The organism is Stenotrophomonas sp. DR822, assembly GCF_019793815.1.
Taxonomy (GTDB): Bacteria; Pseudomonadota; Gammaproteobacteria; order Xanthomonadales; family Xanthomonadaceae; genus Stenotrophomonas; species Stenotrophomonas indicatrix.
Genome location: NZ_CP081826.1, coordinates 4,022,500 through 4,037,793, shown reverse-complemented (window position 1 = coordinate 4,037,793; position 15,294 = coordinate 4,022,500). Strand labels below are relative to the sequence as shown.

14 protein-coding genes and 1 tRNA gene are annotated in these 15,294 nt (G+C 67.6%); 6 read left to right on the top strand and 9 right to left on the bottom strand.

Annotation, left to right across the window (positions count from 1 at the left end):
- Window positions 1-80: 80 nt before the first annotated feature.
- Window positions 81-1,502 (top strand): arginine-ornithine antiporter, encoded by a 1,422-nt coding sequence (arcD, locus tag K5K93_RS18290; protein ID WP_222388622.1) that lies wholly within the window; start codon window positions 81-83, stop codon window positions 1,500-1,502.
- Between the two features lie 19 nt (window positions 1,503-1,521).
- On the opposite strand, the gene K5K93_RS18285 is transcribed toward arcD, so the two are convergent.
- From K5K93_RS18285 to K5K93_RS18245, 9 genes are all read right to left on the bottom strand, one after another.
- On the bottom strand, window positions 1,522-2,472 hold the full coding sequence (locus K5K93_RS18285) for an alpha/beta hydrolase (RefSeq protein WP_222391118.1): 951 nt from the start codon (window positions 2,470-2,472) through the stop codon (window positions 1,522-1,524).
- Window positions 2,473-2,631: 159 nt separating this feature from the next.
- Window positions 2,632-2,708: transfer RNA gene (locus tag K5K93_RS18280), tRNA-Asn, on the bottom strand.
- A gap of 22 nt (window positions 2,709-2,730) precedes the next feature.
- Window positions 2,731-3,201 (bottom strand): 23S rRNA (pseudouridine(1915)-N(3))-methyltransferase RlmH, encoded by a 471-nt coding sequence (gene rlmH, locus K5K93_RS18275; protein WP_025879294.1) that lies wholly within the window; start codon window positions 3,199-3,201, stop codon window positions 2,731-2,733.
- A gap of 63 nt (window positions 3,202-3,264) precedes the next feature.
- On the bottom strand, window positions 3,265-3,678 hold the full coding sequence (gene rsfS, locus K5K93_RS18270; RefSeq protein WP_049467016.1) for a ribosome silencing factor: 414 nt from the start codon (window positions 3,676-3,678) through the stop codon (window positions 3,265-3,267).
- Between the two features lie 58 nt (window positions 3,679-3,736).
- Window positions 3,737-4,402: a nicotinate-nucleotide adenylyltransferase gene (gene nadD / locus K5K93_RS18265; RefSeq protein WP_222388621.1), complete on the bottom strand. Its 666-nt coding sequence runs from the start codon at window positions 4,400-4,402 to the stop codon at window positions 3,737-3,739.
- A gap of 3 nt (window positions 4,403-4,405) precedes the next feature.
- Complete coding sequence (holA, locus tag K5K93_RS18260; RefSeq protein WP_222388620.1) at window positions 4,406-5,443, bottom strand: DNA polymerase III subunit delta; 1,038 nt, start codon at window positions 5,441-5,443, stop codon at window positions 4,406-4,408.
- A gap of 12 nt (window positions 5,444-5,455) precedes the next feature.
- A complete protein-coding gene (gene lptE / locus K5K93_RS18255) occupies window positions 5,456-6,031 on the bottom strand; it encodes an LPS assembly lipoprotein LptE (RefSeq protein ID WP_049467022.1) in 576 nt (191 codons plus the stop codon).
- A gap of 139 nt (window positions 6,032-6,170) precedes the next feature.
- Window positions 6,171-8,810, bottom strand: a complete 2,640-nt coding sequence (gene leuS / locus K5K93_RS18250) for a leucine--tRNA ligase (RefSeq protein WP_093821193.1) — start codon at window positions 8,808-8,810, stop codon at window positions 6,171-6,173.
- A 105-nt stretch (window positions 8,811-8,915) separates the two neighbouring features.
- Entirely contained in the window at window positions 8,916-9,524 is a 609-nt protein-coding gene (locus K5K93_RS18245; RefSeq protein ID WP_222388619.1) for a DUF998 domain-containing protein, read from the bottom strand.
- Window positions 9,525-9,677: 153 nt separating this feature from the next.
- Between K5K93_RS18245 and trxA the strand changes: the two genes are divergently transcribed.
- The 5 genes from trxA (at window position 9,678) to K5K93_RS18220 (ending at window position 15,288) form a co-directional block, all read left to right on the top strand.
- Window positions 9,678-10,535 (top strand): thioredoxin, encoded by an 858-nt coding sequence (trxA, locus tag K5K93_RS18240; RefSeq protein WP_222388618.1) that lies wholly within the window; start codon window positions 9,678-9,680, stop codon window positions 10,533-10,535.
- Window positions 10,536-10,641: 106 nt separating this feature from the next.
- Window positions 10,642-12,342, top strand: coding sequence for a FecR domain-containing protein (locus K5K93_RS18235; RefSeq protein ID WP_222388617.1), 1,701 nt, complete (start codon window positions 10,642-10,644; stop codon window positions 12,340-12,342).
- On the top strand, window positions 12,339-13,973 hold the full coding sequence (locus K5K93_RS18230; RefSeq protein ID WP_093821151.1) for a CHASE2 domain-containing protein: 1,635 nt from the start codon (window positions 12,339-12,341) through the stop codon (window positions 13,971-13,973). Before K5K93_RS18235 ends, K5K93_RS18230 begins: the two co-directional genes overlap by 4 nt.
- 89 nt (window positions 13,974-14,062) lie before the next feature.
- A complete protein-coding gene (locus K5K93_RS18225) occupies window positions 14,063-14,515 on the top strand; it encodes a DUF4442 domain-containing protein (protein ID WP_032975063.1) in 453 nt (150 codons plus the stop codon).
- 53 nt (window positions 14,516-14,568) lie between these two features.
- Window positions 14,569-15,288: a hypothetical protein gene (locus K5K93_RS18220; RefSeq protein ID WP_093821147.1), complete on the top strand. Its 720-nt coding sequence runs from the start codon at window positions 14,569-14,571 to the stop codon at window positions 15,286-15,288.
- Window positions 15,289-15,294: the final 6 nt, after the last annotated feature.

Sequence of the window (15,294 nt, the reverse complement as noted above, 5' to 3'; positions counted from 1 at the left end):
CGGGCTCACGCCCGGGCCTTTGCTTTTTTCCACACGCGACAGCGTCCATCATGGGCATCCCGACACCTGCGCCGCACGTGATGCCCTCATCCAACCAACGCCTCGGCCTGGCCGCACTGACCGCACTGGTGGTCGGTTCGATGGTCGGCGCCGGCATCTTCTCGCTGCCGCAGAACGTGGCGCGCAGCGCCGGCCCAGCCGCCGCGCTGATCGGCTGGGCGGTAAGCGGTGCCGGCATGCTGATGCTTGCCTTCGTGTTCCAGGCCCTGGCCAATCGTCGCCCCGACCTGGACACCGGCATCTATGCGTATGCGCGCGAAGGTTTCGGCAACTACATCGGTTTCTCCGCCGCCTGGGGCTACTGGGTCGCTTCGGTGCTCGGCAACGCCAGTTTCTTCGTACTGATCTTCAGCGGTCTCGGCCACTTCGCACCGGTGTTCGGCGAAGGCAATACACCGGCCGCCATCGCCGCATCGTCGCTGTTGCTGTGGACCGTGCACTTGCTGGTACTGCGTGGCCTGCGCACCGCGGCGATCATCAATGGCCTGGTCACCGTGGCCAAGCTGGTGCCGATTGCGCTGTTCCTGATCCTGGCAGCCGGCGCATTCCGCATGGACGTGTTCCGCGCCGACTTCTTTGGCGCCCCCGCGCTGGGCGACATGGGCCAGCAGCTGCGCGGCATGATGCTGGTCACCGTGTGGGTGTTCATCGGCATTGAAGGTGCCAGCATCTATTCGCGGCGCGCGGCACGACGCGCCGATGTCGGCCGCGCCACGGTGATCGGCTTCCTCGGCGTGTGGCTGCTGCTGGTGCTGGTCAGCCTGCTGTCGATGGGCGTGTTGTCGCAGGTCGAACTGGCCGGTCTGCCCAATCCCTCGATGGCCTATGTGCTGCGCGCGATCGTTGGCGAATGGGGCGCGACGGTGATCATCATCGGCTCGATCATCTCGGTGCTGGGCGCGCTGCTGGCGTGGGTGCTGCTGTGCGCCGAAGTGCTGTTTGCCGCCGCTGGCGATGGCACGATGCCGGCCTTCCTCGGCCGCGAGAACGCGCGTGGCGTGCCCGCCAATGCGCTGTGGTTGAGCAATGGCCTCATCCAGTTGTTCCTGCTGCTGGTGCTGTTCAACTCGGGCAGCTACACCAGCCTGGTGCTGCTGGCGGCGTCGATGAGCCTGGTGCCGTACTTCCTGTCCAGCGCATTCGGCGTGAAGCTGGCCTGGCGGGGCGAGGCATACGCCAGCGCGGCCGGTGCCCGCTGGCGCGACTTCATCGTCGCGCTGCTGGCCAGCGCCTATGCGTTGTGGCTGGTGTATGCCGGTGGCCTGGACAACCTGCTGCTGTCGGTACTGCTGTATGTGCCAGGCGTAGTGCTGTACGCATTGACCCGGCGCCAGCGTGGCGAGCGGGTTTTCACACAGTGGGAAGGGGTGTTGTTCGGTGCGATCCTGGTGGTGGCGATCGCGACGCTGGTGGCGTTCGCCCGTGACGCGCTGACCTTGTAAGGCCGAGCCACGCCCGACGCTAGTGCTTCGTCAGCATGCCGATGTCATGCATCCAGCGTTCTGCCAGGCTGGGCCATGCCGACACCGGTGCATCTTTCAGGCGCAGGCCGAACGCGTGGCCGCCGTGCGCGAACAGATGCATTTCAACCAGCACGCCGGCCCCGATCAGTGCGCGGTGATAGACCAGTGCGTGACGGACATCGTCCGTCGGATCATCGGCGGCCTGCACGATGAACGTCGGCGGCGCCTTTGCGTCGACCACGATGTCTTTTTCCAGCGAATCATCCTTGCGTACCCAGAGATGCCCTGGATACAGCAGCATCGCAAAATCCGGCCGGCTGGACTGCACATCGGCCGCATCCAGCGGTGCATAGCTGCGCTGCGCATGCGTGCTCACCCCCGCCACCACATGGCCGCCGGCCGAGAAGCCGATCACGCCCAACCGTTGTGGATCGATCTTCCAGCGCGCGGCCTGCGCACGCAGCAGGCCCATTGCCCGCTGCGCATCCTGCAAGGCCATCGGCACGGCCGGAATGTCGCGGCAGTTGCATTCGCGATCCCAGTTCGGTCCCGACGCCGGTACGCGATACTTCAGCAGTGCGCAGGTGACGCCCTGCTCGGTCAGCCAATCGCAGATCTCGCTGCCTTCCAGGTCGATCGCCAGCACGTTGTAGCCACCACCCGGTATCACCATCACTGCCGTGCCGTTGGGCGAGCCTTTCGCCGGGAACACGGTGAGCGTGGGCACGGCCACATTCTGCAACATCATCCAGCGCTCGCCACTGGCCCTGGACACGGTTTCGCTGACCTGCTCGCGGCCTTTCAGCTTCGGTGGCGCCATCACCTGCCCATCGGGCCATAGAGGGAATTCGGTGGTACCGGCCGGCGGTTGCCAGGTGGCAGGCGCGGCGGCCGATGCGGTAAATGGCAGCAGGACCATCAGCAGGCGAAATGCAAAGCGAGCGCGCATCGTCAACATCCACGTGATGGACCTGCAGTGTAGAGTCGAGTCCGCTTCAAAGATCGCGCGCAATGCATCCACGCATGGCGTGGATCCACCGCCGCACGCGGCTGCACGGCACGACGCAACAAAAAAGGCCTGCATCTTGCGATGCAGGCCTCTTGAATGTGGCGCCCGAAGTTGGACTCGAACCAACGACCCCCTGATTAACAGTCAAGTGCTCTAACCGGCTGAGCTATTCGGGCAGACCGCCAGTATAACCACTCTTCACGCGCGATGGTAGGGGTGATTGGCCAACATCGCAGCGGCGCGATACAACTGCTCGGCCACCACCAGCCGCACCAGCATGTGCGGCAGCGTCAGCGGGCCGATCGACCACTTTTCATCGGCCAGCGCAGATACTTCCGGCGAATGCCCTTCCGGGCCACCGATCAGGAACGCCAGGTCCCTGCCCTGTCCACGCCAGTGTTCCAGGCGCTGCGCCAGCTGTTCGGAACTGAGCTGGCGGCCCGGTACGTCCAGCGCAACGACATAGGCATTCTTCGGCAACGCAGCGATCACCCGCTTGCCCTCGTCCTCGGTGGCGCGGCGTGCATCGCGCCCTTTGCCACGCAGGCCGGGCTCGATCTCCACCAGCTCGAAGGGCAGCCAGTGCGAGAGCCGCTTCTGGTACTCGGCAAACCCCTGCGCCACCCAGCTGGGCGCGCGTTCGCCGGTGGCGATCAGGCGGGCTTTCATCCACATTCCTCCAAAACGTCGACGGCGCCATCGGCGCCGTCGAAAACCGCATCAACGAATGGCTCAGGCCACTTCGTCGTCTTCATGGGACGGCGGCTGGTCGCCAACGGTCCACAGGCGCTCGAGCGCATAGAACTCTCGCACGCGCGGCAGCATCACGTGCACGATGACGTCGCCCAGGTCGACCAGCACCCATTCGGCTTCACGCTCGCCTTCAACACCCAGCGGCATGACGTCGATGTTCTTGGCAAAGCGCACGACTTCGTCGGCGATGGACTTCACATGGCGGGTCGAAGTACCCGACACGACCACCATGTAGTCGGCGACGCTGGACTTGCCGCGTACGTCGATCTCGACCGGGTCCTTGGCCTTCAGGTCTTCGGTGGCTTGACGGACGCTGGCCAGCAGTTCCGGCACGGAGGGCGGCGGGCTGGGCAGATCGACCTTGATGGTCTGGGGCTGGGTCTGGTTGCTCAAAGCGGGTCGACTCGATAAACGTGGGGGCGATTATACGGGCACAGCGCGGCAACCGTATTCACGAGGTGCGGGAGCGGTACAGGCCATGGCCAGAAACATAGTCGGCCACCGCTGGCGCCAGCATGGCCCGCCAAGGGCCGCCCGCGGCGATCTGGGCGCGCACGGCACTGGCCGATTCCACCCGCAACGGATGGTGCAGGCGCAGGATGCGGCCAGCCGGGCTGGTGAACAGGGCCTGCTCGTTGTCGGCCCAGCGCCCCTCGGTGGCCTGGCCCAGCGCGCCGTCGACACTGGCCCGCAGCGGGCTGCCGGGCCGCTCGGCAACGATGAAATGAGCCAGACCGAACAGCGCCTGCCACTCGTGCCAGCTGGGCAGGCCCAGCAGGCTGTCGGCCCCGACCAGCCACGCCAGCGGGCGGCTGGGGCCCAGTTCGGCACGCAGTTCGCGCAGGGTATCGACGGTATAGGACGGTCGGCCAGGGAAGCGCTCGGCCCGATCCAGCTCGCGCCGGTCCAGCAGCAGGCCCGGCTCATCGCCGATGGCCAGGCCGAGCATGTTGCAGCGTTGTTCGGCGTTGGCGCCGGGCGCTGGCCGATGCGGCGGATCGGCAGCAGGCAACATGCGCACCGCCACCTGCAGCTCATCCCGTGCGGCGCGCGCGATTGCCAGATGGCCCAGATGCACCGGGTCGAAGGTGCCCCCGTAGTAGATCCGCAGGCTCATGGATCAGGCCCGGGCGAGCAGGCGCACCGCACGTGCCTCGGCCACCGCCACCAGCAGGCGCTCAAGTGCAAGCCAGGCATCACCGTCTGCGCGGCCCTTGGCGATGCGGTCAACCAGCCCTGCTTCGGCCACGAAACGCTCCCAGCGCTTGCCTTCCGGGTGCCGCTGCAGCGCGCGCTTGTAGGGCGCCTGCCGCGATTCCCAGATACCGCGGGATTTCATCTCCGCCGCCAGATTGCCGCCACGTGCCTGTACCCGTGCCAGGCCGGCACCGGCCAACAGCTCGCGGATCACGATAGGCATCAGCGCGGCGACGGCCTCGCCTTCGCCGCGCAACCCGGCCAGCATCCTCAATACCGCTTGGGGCTGGCCGGAGAAGGTGGCTTCCACCAACCGGAACACGTCGTAGCGGGCGGCATCGGCCACCAGCGACTCCATCCGTTCCACGTCCAGGGTCTGGCCGTCGGCCAGCAATACGAGCTTGTCGATCTCCTGCGCAGCCGCCAGCAGGTTGCCTTCCACGCGTTCGGCCAAGCGCTGCACGGCCGCCGGTTCGGCGCGCAGGCCCCTGCTGCGCAGGCGGCGTTCGATCCAGTCCGACAGCTCATGCGGCTTGATGGCCCAGGCCACCGACAGCACGCCGACGCGGTTCACCGCCTCGGCCCATTTACCCTGGTGGGCCTTGCTCCATTCATTGGCGGTGATCATCAGGATCACGTCCGGCGCCGGGTTGGCGCAGAACCGGCTGATCACCTCACTGCCATCCTTGCCCGGCTTCCCGCTGGGCAGGCGCACTTCCACCAGGCGGCGGGCACTGAACAGGCTGGGGGCATTGAAGCTGGCGTCGAGCTGGTTCCAGTCGAAATCACGGCCATCGGCATCGAACACTTCGCGCTCGTCGATGCCGGCCGCACGTGCACGGGCACGCACGGCATCAGCCGCCTCCAGCACACGCAGCGTTTCCGGACCGGCGATCAGATAGACCGGCGCCAGCGCCGTGTCAGCGCCCTGGCCGGCCAACTGTTCCGGTCGCAGTTCCATCGGGCGCCGGGCTCAGTGCTGGACGGCGGGTGCGGGCTCGACCGGATCGTGCTCGACCGGCTTCGGCGCCGACAGGCTGCCGCCCTTTTCCAGTTCGGCGCGGACCACGCTGTCGATGCGGCGGATGATCGAGGCCGACATTTCCCGGCGCAGTTCATCGGCCAGGATCTCGCGTTCGGTGGTGGTACCGGTGGCGTCGGTCGGCGGCGACACGTAGTCGCGCGACAGTTCGATCACCTGCTGCGGCACCAGCTCGCTGCCGTCTTCGCGGCGGAAGATGAAGATCACCGCATAGCGCAGGCTGTATTCCTGCGCGCGGCCCTGCGAGTCGATCGCGATGGGCAGGTCGCCCCAGCGTTCGGACAGCACCTGCAGCTGGGCATTGGGGCCCTTGCTGTCCTCATCGGCCAAGCGTGCACCGGATGCCAGCAGGCTGCGGTTCAACAGCTTGACCAGCTCGCTGTAGGGCGCGGTGGAGACCACCTTCACCGGGGCCGTGTCGGTCGGCAGCATCAACTTGTTGCGCAGGTGGAAACCGCAGCCGGCGAGGCCGAGGACGAGAACGAGGGCAAGCAGGATTCGGGTCATGGAGACAGTCTGGCGGAGCCGGGCGATCACGGCAACAGACAGGGTGCCCGAGGCCGCGTGAACGCAGGGCCATCGGCTGGGCGCGCCCAGCGTGGCAACAATGCACCGGCCGCCATGGTGGCGGCCGGTGCCGGGTACATCAGGCGGCGACGATGTTCACGATCTTGCCGGGGACGATGATGATCTTGCGCACCGTCAGGCCTTCCAGGAACTTGGCCGCGTTCGGCTCGGCCAGCGCCAGCGCTTCAACCTGTTCGCGGGCGGCATCGGCGGCGACCTCGATCGTGCCGCGCAGCTTGCCATTGACCTGCACGGCCAGGGTCAGCGCGTCGCGAACCAGCGCACTGCCGTCGGCCTGCGGGAACGGCTGGTCTTCCAGCAGCGTTTCGCCATGGCCCAGCACCTGCCACAGGGCATGGCTGGCATGCGGGGTGATCGGGTTGAGCAGCAGCACGATGGCCTGCAGCGCTTCCTGGCGCACGGCGCGCCCCTGTTCACTGCCGTCCTCGAACTTGGCCAGCGCGTTCATCAGCTCCATCACTGCGGCAATCGCGGTATTGAAGCTGTGACGACGGCCGTAGTCGTCACCGACCTTGCCGATGGTCTCGTGGGTCTTGCGGCGCAGGGCCTTCTGGCTGGCATCCAGCGCGGCTGCGTCCAGCGCCGGTGCGGCGCCGTCGGCAGCGTGCTTGTGCACCTGCGCCCACAGGCGACGCAGGAAGCGGGCCATGCCGTCAACGCCGGCTTCATTCCATTCCAGCGACTGTTCCGGCGGTGCAGCGAACATCGAGAACAGGCGCACGGTGTCGGCACCGTACTTGCCGACCATCGCCTGCGGGTCCACGCCGTTGTTCTTCGACTTGGACATCTTCTCGGTACCACCGACCACCACCGGCTGACCATCGGCGATCAGGGTCGCGCCGGTGATGCGGCCGCGCTCGTCGCGCTGCACTTCCACATCGGCCGGGTTGATCCAGTCCTTCGAGCCGTCCGGGTTCGGGCGGTAGTAGGTCTCGGCGATCACCATGCCCTGGCACAGCAGGTTCCGCGCCGGCTCGTTGCTGTCCACCATCCGCGCGTCGCGCAGCAGCTTGTGGTAGAAGCGGAAATACATCAGGTGCAGGATCGCGTGCTCGATGCCACCGATGTACTGGTCCACCGGCAGCCAGTAGTTGCCACGCTTGTCGACCGCATCGCGGGCGCCCGGGGAGGTGTAGCGGGCGTAGTACCAGCTCGACTCCATGAAGGTGTCGAAGGTGTCGGTCTCACGCTCGGCCGCGCCGCCGCAGTCCGGGCAGGTGGTCTTGCGCCATTCCGGATCGGCCTTGATCGGCGAACCGGTGCCGACGAAGTTGACGTCTTCGGGCAGCACCACCGGCAACTGGTCTTCCGGCACCGGCACCGCACCACACTTGTCGCAGTAGATCACTGGAATCGGGCAACCCCAGTAGCGCTGGCGGCTCACGCCCCAGTCGCGCAGACGGTAGTTCACCCGGCGCTGGCCCTGGGCCTTGCGCTCGAAACGCTCGGCCAGCGCTTCGAAGGCGCCCTGGAAGTCCAGGCCGTCGAATTCGTCGGAGTTGACCAGTTCGGTCTCGCGGGTCTTGTCGCCGTACCAGTCCTGCCAGCGCGTCGCGTCGTAGGCGCCCTCGTCCTTGCGCAGCGACTTCAGCGCGATGACCTGGCGGATCGGCAGGTTGTACTTGTTGGCGAATTCATTGTCGCGCTGGTCGTGGCCCGGTACGGCCATCACCGCGCCGGTGCCATAGCCCATCAGCACGAAGTTGGCGACCCACACCGGCACCTTCTCGCCGGTGACCGGGTGGATGGCGCGCAGGCCGGTATCCATGCCGCGCTTTTCCTGGGTCTCCAGCTCGGCCTCGGACACGCCGCCCTGCTTCATTTCCGACAGCAGCGCAGCCAGTTCCGGGTTGTTCTTCGCCGCATGCAGGGCCAGCGGGTGCTCGGCCGCGATCGACACGAAGGTCACGCCCATCACGGTATCCGGACGGGTGGTGAACACGCGCAGCGGATCCAGTGCGGTGCCATCGACATCACGCACATCGAACTGGATTTCCAGGCCCTCGGAGCGGCCGATCCAGTTGCGCTGCATGGTCTTGACCGACTCCGGCCAGCCGTCCAGTTCATCCAGGCCGTCCAGCAGTTCCTGGGCGTAGTCGGTGATGCGCAGGAACCACTGCGGGATCTCGCGCTTTTCCACCAGCGCGCCGGAGCGCCAGCCACGGCCGTCGATGACCTGCTCGTTGGCCAGCACGGTCTGGTCGACCGGGTCCCAGTTCACCACGGCGTTGCGGCGGTAGGCCAGGCCCTTGCGCATCAGGCGGGTGAACATGCGCTGCTCGTGGACGTAGTAGTCCGGGCGGCAGGTGGCGAACTCGCGCGACCAGTCGATGGCATAGCCCAGCGACTTCAGCTGGCTGCGCATGTGGTCGATGTTCTTGTAGGTCCAGGCGGCCGGCGCGGTCTTGTTCTTGATCGCGGCGTTTTCCGCCGGCAGGCCGAACGCGTCCCAGCCCATCGGCTGCAGGACGTTGTGGCCGGTCATGCGCTTGTAGCGGCTGATCACGTCGCCGATCGTGTAGTTGCGCACGTGGCCCATGTGCAGCGCACCGGACGGATACGGAAGCATCGACAGGCAGTAGTACTTCGGCTTGTCCGAGGCTTCATCGACCTCGAAGGCACGGGTAGCATCCCAGTACTGCTGGGCGGCGGATTCAACCTGCTGCGGATCGTAAACGTTGGGTTCGACGCTGGTCATGTAACACGCGGTTGCGGCGGCAAAGCGGTACAGCGTACCGCAGTGCGGCAAATGGCTCCAATCCTGCCTGCCGGACCAGCGCGCGGTGCGGCTGCGGGAAGCGTCTCAGCGCCCGCGCGACAGGGGCATGGCCAGGGCCAGCCAGAGCGCCCAGCAGGCAAAGGCCAACCGCTGCGCCAGCGCCGCCGGCAGTACCCCCGGCAGGCCGAACGCCAGCAGACCGGCACCGATTCCGCAGGCCAGCGACAGCAGGCCCAGCCTGCGCCCGCCGGAATGCCGCAGCCGCGCCGCACCCAGCATCACGCTGCCGGCGACAAAGGCCAATGCCCAGACCATCCACACGCTGGCGTGCAGCTTGCTGGCCGGGCCCTGCATGTCCATCTGGTCTTCGAAATCCAGCGGCAGCAGGCCCATCGCGATGAAGGCGAGACCGGCCAGCAGCAGCATCTGGCTGCCCACGCGTGCCGTCCAGGCAGCGTCCAACGGCAGCTGCCGGCGCAGGCGCTCGGCCACGACCACCGCCAGTGCACCCGGCAGCACCAGGCCCAGCAGGTTGAAGCCCAGCGCATGGGGGATGCCGCGTGCGCCCAGCCAGGTCACCGGATGCATCGCCTGCGAATAGTCCGGCAGGGCCGCACCGAAGCCGGCCACCGACAGCACGAACAGGGCTGCGGCGAGCATGCCTACCCAACGATCCAGCCGAACCACGGACATTGCAGCCACTCTTCAGGAGAACATCAGGCCATTGTCACGGCAGCCGGCACCTGCGCCAAGCCGTCCGCGATTTCATGGTGGGCGCGGCCGCAGGGTTGAGACCGGCAAGGTTCGTCACCATAGAATCGGTCTCCAGATGCCGAACGATGCCCCATGACCGAGACGACCTACGTATTCGATGCCACCACTGCCACCTTCGAGGCGGAAGTGCTGCAGAAGTCGCTGCAGACGCCGGTCCTGGTGGATTTCTGGGCGACCTGGTGCGAACCGTGCAAGACCCTCGGCCCGATGCTGGAGAAGCTGGCCGGCGAATACAACGGCGCGTTCGAGCTGGCCAAGGTCGACGTGGACAAGGAACAGCAGATCGCGGCGGCCTTCCAGATCCGTTCGGTGCCCACCGTATTCCTGGTCAAGGGTGGACAGCTGGTGGACGGCTTCCCCGGCGCCCTGCCGGAAGGCCAGCTGCGTGAATTCCTGGCCCAGCACGGCGTTGTGCCGGCTGATGTCGGCGACACCATCGCCGAAGACGAAGCGCCGCTGGACCCGCAGGCGCAGGTGGACGTGCTGCGTGCGCAGATCGCCGCCGAGCCGGACAAGGATGAGCTGAAGCTCGACCTGGCCCTAGCGCTGCTGCAGGTCGGCGGCGTGGACGAAGCCGGCACCCTGATCGATGCCCTGCCCGCCAACCTGGCCACCGACGACCGCGCCGTGCGTGGCCGCGCCCGGCTCACCTTCGCCGCCGCGCTGAAGGACGCGCCGCCAGCCGAGGAGCTGGATGCGCGCATCGCCGCCGACGGCAAGGATCTGCAGGCACGCCACCTGCGCGGTGTGCAGCTGCTGCTGGCCGGCGAGGACGAAGCGGCACTGGAACAGTTCCTGGAGATGCTGCGGATCGACCGCGGTTTCCAGGACGGACTGCCGCGCAAGGCCCTGATCGACGCCTTCAATGTCATCTCTGATGAAGACCTGGTCGGCCGTTCGCGGCGCCGGATGGCCTCCCTGCTGTTCTGAACGGCACCGGCATCGTTCAGAATCCCTGCACTGAACGCGGGCAATAATGCCCGCGATGGTGGCCCCAGGGCCGCCACGATCCGTTCGGGGGGATGAGGTCGGGGCCATGGGGTCTTGCTGCTGCGCCCCCGCTTTGCCGGGACAGCTATCCGTGACCGTTGGCCGCTCGTCGTCTTTCATCAAGTATTTCCTGCGCACGCTGCTGTGTGCCCTCTGCCTGTGGCCGGCGCTCGCCGGCGCGCAGGACTGGAACTACCGGGTCCGCCCCGGCGATACCCTGTGGGATCTCGGCGCGGCCTACCTCAAGCCCAGCGTCGGCTGGCAGCAGCTGCAGCAGCACAACCGCATCGACAACCCGTACCGGCTGCCGCCGGGTGAACTGCTGCGCTTCCCGATCGGCTGGCTGCGCGTTGAGCCCGCCCCGGCGCGGGTACTGGCCGTGCGTGGGCAGGTTGAACTGAGCGCGGCCGATGGCAGCAGCAGCCGCGCCGTGCGCGCAGGCGAACAGCTGCGCATCGGCGATGCGATCCAGACCAAGGCCGATTCCAGCATCACCCTTGAGTTCGCCGATGCGTCGCGGTTGCAGCTGCGCGAATACTCTCGCCTGCGCCTGGACCAGCTCAGCCGCTATGGCCGTACCGGCATGGTCGATACCCGCCTGCGCCTGCAGCAGGGGCGCGCCAGCAACCGGGTCACCCCTGCGCGCGGGCCGGCCTCGCGTTACATCATCGATGCCCCCACGGCCACCAGCAGCGTGCGCGGCACCGTGTTCCGGGTCAGTGCCGGCGATGATGCCCATGCCGGCGCCACCGAAGTGCTGGAAGGCAAAGTGCAGGTCGGCAACCCGCATGGCCAGCGCCTGGTGCACCCTGGCCAGGCCAGCCGCAGCGCCGGCAACGGCATGGCGCCCGAAGCGGTTTCCGGCTTGCTGCCGGCACCGCGCCTGCGTGCCGATGCGACCCGCCTGGGCGCCCTGCCGGCCCGGCTCGCATGGGAGCCGGTGACCGGCGCCGATCACTACCGGGTGGAAGTCGTGCAGGCCGCCACCCCGGAAATCCTGTTGTTTGCCGCCGACACCGCCGACATCCGGCTGGTGATCGGCGAGCTGCCGCCGGGAACGCTACGCCTGCTGCTGCGCGCGGTGGATGCACAGGGCGTGGAAGGCCTGGATGCCAGCGAGGATTTCGTCCTCAACGACCAGCCGCCACCGCCGCTGACCATTTCCCCGCTGCAGGGACAGGCGGTCAACAGCGACCGTCCCCGCTTCCATTGGAGCCAGGCACCCGGTGCCAGCAGCAGTGTGCTGCAGGTGGCCGACGAGCCGCAGTTCCTGCAGCCGCTGCGCGAGCAGAGCACCGGCGGCACCGACCTGCGCCTGGGCGAGCCGCTGCCTCCCGGCCAGTACTACTGGCGGATCGCTTCGCGTGATGGCCAGGGCCACCAGGGTCGCTATGGCCAGGCCGTGGCGCTGCAACTGACCGATGAACCGGTAGACCCGGCCCTGCAGCCGCCCGAAGCCGCCGATGGCGAACTGACCCTGCGCTGGCAGGCGGGAAGCGATGGGCAGCGCTACCGGGTGCAGGTCGATCGTCGCGGCGACTTCAGCGCGCCGCTGCTCGATACCACCGTCGACCAACCACAGGTCAGCTTCAGGCGACCGTGGCGCGGCACGCTGCACATCCGCGTGCAGTACATCGATGACGACGGCCATGCTGGCCCGTTCTCGCCCGCCCAGCAGGTCAAGCTGCCGTGTCGCCTGTGCTACGGCGCCAGCGGCGGGGCCCTGCTGCTGTGGCTGTTGTTGTGAGGCGCTCGCCGCTGCCGTGGTCGCGACGGATCCTGCTGGCCCTGCTGGCAGGTGTAGCGACGGCGGTGGTCAGCCATGGCCAGTGGCTGTGGCGGCAGGACGAGACCGCGTACGACCTGATGGTCGGCAGCTGGGATTACCGCCCCGACCCCAGCGTGCTGATCGTGGCCATCGACGAAGGCAGCCTGCAGCGGCTGGGCCAGTGGCCGTGGCCGCGCTCGGTGCATGCCCGCCTGCTTGACCGCTTGACCGACGCCGGTGCCGAGCGCGTTGCGCTGGACCTCATGCTGTCCGAACCCGACCGTCGCGATGCGCGGCAGGATGCCGAGCTGGCAGCGGCGATCCGTCGCAATGGCCGCGTGGTGCTGCCGGTGCTGGCCGCGCCGGCCGCCGGCGACCGCATGGCCGAGGAAATGCTGCCGATCCCGCTGATTGCCGCCAGCGCAGCCGCCATCGGCCACAGCGACGTTGAAGTCGACGGCGATGGTGTCGCCCGCGGGATCTACCTGCACGCCGGCATCGGCCAAGCGCACTGGCCGGCGCTCGGCCTGGCGCTGACCGGACTGCCGCCGCAACGCGCGCAGGGCCTGCCCGACCCCGACCCGGCGCTGGACTCGCCCTATCAATGGCGCCGCAATGATTACGTGCGCGTGCGTTATGCCGGGCCACCGGAACGCCTGCCACAGGTGTCCTACGCCGATGTGCTGGAAGGGCGCGTGGATGCCTCGATGCTGCGTGGCAGGCGCATCGTGGTGGGCATGACGGCCAGCGGCATCTCCACCCGCTTGTTGACCCCCACCACCCGCGAATACTGGATGAGCGGCAGCGAGTACCAGGCCAACATCGCCTCGATGCTGCTGCAGGACAAGCAGATCGACGTGTTGCCCCGCACCTGGCAGGACGCGTTGGCCGGCCTGCTGGTGGCCATGTGCGTGCTGCTGCTCGGGCTGCGCCTGCCCTGGGTGGTAGCGCTGTGCTCGCTGCCGGCCGCGCCACTGCTGAGCTGGCTGCTGCTGCGCACCGGCAGCCTCTGGTGGGCGCCGGCCAGCGCGCTGCTCGGCATCGTGCTGGTGCTGACGGCGTGGGCGACCTGGCGCATCGCCTCCTGGCACCGCCAGGCCAACCGTGATGCGCTGACCGGACTGGGCAACCGCCTGCGCTTCGAACAGTCGCTGCAACAGGAATGCGATGCGGCACGCCGCAGTGGCAAGCCACTGACCCTGGCCCTGATCGACGTCGACCACTTCAAGCACCACAACGATCGTCATGGCCACCAGGTCGGCGATCGCGTGCTGTGCGAAGTGGCCCGCCTGATCCAGGCACATGCCCGGCGCCCGCGCGACATGGCTGCCCGCTACGGCGGCGACGAATTCGCACTGGTGCTGCCCGACACCCCGGTTGAAGGCGCGCGGCAGGTGATCGAAGACCTGATCTCCTGCATCCGTGCCTTGCCGCCGCCCGGCGATGGCAGCGACACAGGCGTCACCCTGACCATCGGCGTCTACACCCGTGTGCCTGACGGCGACCTGCAACCGCATCATTTCGTCGAAGGCGCCGACAACGCGCTGTACCGGGCCAAGGACAATGGCCGCGACGGCTATGTGATCGACGGCGGCACGCCCGCGCCGTAGCGCCCGGCAGGCCTGTCGGGGCGCAGCGGGCTACAGCATACGCATGCGAATGGTTAGACTGGGCGCCCCGTCCCCTGCCCGTTTCCCGCATGAAAGCCAGCACCTTCCGCTTCGGCATCAACCTGTGGCCACCGTTCCTGTTCACCGGTATCCATGTCACCCGCATCACCCCGGACTACCGGCAGATCGACGTGGAACTGCGCCTGCGCCCCTGGAACCGCAACTACGTCGGCACCCACTTCGGTGGCAGCCTGTTTGCGATGACCGATCCGTTCTGGATGCTGGGCCTGATGCACACGCTGGGTCGCGACTACTACGTCTGGGATCGCGCCGGCGCGATCGATTTCCTCAAGCCCGGTCGTGGAACGGTGCGCACGTCTTTCCGCATCGACGACGCTCTGCTGGATGAACTGCGCACGGCGGCAGCCGGTGGCGAAAAAGTGCTGCGCTGGTTCAGCAACGACGTGGTCGACGAAGCCGGCGAGGTGGTTGCGCAGGTACGCAAGCAGGTCTACGTGCGCCTGAAGCCACACGCACGGTAAAGCGGGCCGACGCACGCCCGGCTATCCTCTGCAGCCCTGCCATGGAGGCTGCAATGCGCCTTTTCTTTCTTGCTGCGGCACTGACCGCCCTGCCCTTCGCCGCCACTGCACTGGACGTGCCGCCGGTGCGCTATCCCGCCGTGCCCGCGCAGGCCGCCACGGCCGAGGGTTTCGTACCTGCCGGCTGGACGCTGGAATACAGGATCGAAGGCGACCTCGACCAGGACGGGCGCGCAGACCTCGCACTGGTGCTGCGCCAGCAGGACCCGCGCAACATCATCGAACACGATGGGTTTGGTCCTTCGCCTTATGACAGCAACCCGCGCATCCTCGCCATCGCCTTCGCGCGACCGTCCGGTTACGTGCTGGCCGCGCAGAACCACACGCTCATTCCGCGGCCGGACTCGCCCGTGCTCAGCGATGCGCTGGCCGAAGGCACTGGCGTGTCGATCCAGCGCGGCGCACTGCGGGTTGGGTTGTACTCGTTCTCCAGCGCGGGCAGCTGGTCGATGGGCACCACCACGTTCACGTTCCGCTGGCAGGAAGGCAACTTCGCGCTGATCGGCTACGACCGCAACACGATGATGCGCAATTCCGGGCAGACCGAGGGCCTCAGCGTGAACTACTCCACCGGCAAGGTGAAGCTGACCGAAGGCAGCATGCAGGACGACAAGGAACAGGTGCGCTGGCAGACCCTGCGTGACCGCAAGCCCTGGACGCTGGACAGCGTCGGCGATGGCTGGGCGTTCAATCCGCTCGGTGACGGCGGCTGAGCGCGG